Below are 795 nucleotides of genomic sequence, written 5' to 3'. Positions count from 1 at the left end.
TGGTTCTTACGAGAAATTGGTGAGGGATTTGCTTCGAAACTATTCGGGTATATCAATGGAAAAAGGAGTAATGTAAAATGATTCCTACTTCCTCCCTCACATTGCTTGATCCTTCCTTAGAAATTCTCTCTTTTGTAATAGATAAAGGAAAAATAAAAATCACTGTGGCGAATAAAAGGCATTCTGTTATTTGCCCAACCTGCTTAAAACCTTCCTCCAAGCGCCATAGTCGGTATCAGCGGAAAATTCAGGACATTCCGATGGAACAAAAAGAGGTTGAAATTATTTTACTCGCACGGAAGTGGTTTTGCCTTTCTCCATCATGTAGTACTCATATTTTCACAGAAAGATACTCCTGGATCAGTTCCAAAAAAAGACGAACGAAACGGGCAGACGATCTCCTTCGAAAACTGGCGTTTTCATCCAGCTGCCTTACGGCGGAAAAACTATCTAGGCATCTGGGTCTTCCTGTAAGTCATGACACTTTGCTTAATCTTATCCATCAAACCCCTGATTCTCCAGAGGTGTCACCCTTTTGTAGGCATTGATGATTTTGCCTTTTTAAAGGGGCATACCTACGGTACGCTCATTTGTGATTTAACCACCCATTCTCCAATTGACATTCTACCCGATCGATCACAGAAAACACTGGTTTCCTGGCTTCAAAAACATTCTCATATCAAAGTGGTAAGTAGGGATGGCTATCAAGCATACCGTCAAGCCATTTCTGAGGCTAATCCTGAAATTCTTCAAGTGTATGACCGTTTCCACTACATTCAAAATATGTATAAACAT

General features: G+C 40.4%; 2 protein-coding genes. Both read left to right on the top strand.

The window, feature by feature from the left end:
• Nucleotides 1-77 precede the first annotated feature (77 nt).
• Nucleotides 78-548: a transposase family protein gene (locus ABHN01_RS24955; RefSeq protein ID WP_429877785.1), complete on the top strand. Its 471-nt coding sequence runs from the start codon at nucleotides 78-80 to the stop codon at nucleotides 546-548.
• A partial coding sequence (locus ABHN01_RS24950; protein ID WP_429877784.1) for an ISL3 family transposase occupies nucleotides 478-795 on the top strand: 318 nt, incomplete at its 3' end. The genes ABHN01_RS24955 and ABHN01_RS24950, both read left to right, overlap by 71 nt.

It is taken from the genome of Fictibacillus sp. NRS-1165 (assembly GCF_050468105.1).
Taxonomy (GTDB): Bacteria; Bacillota; Bacilli; order Bacillales; family Fictibacillaceae; genus Fictibacillus_C; species Fictibacillus_C terrinigri.
Note: the sequence above shows the minus strand (reverse complement) of the source record. Positions and strands in the feature narration are given on the sequence as shown.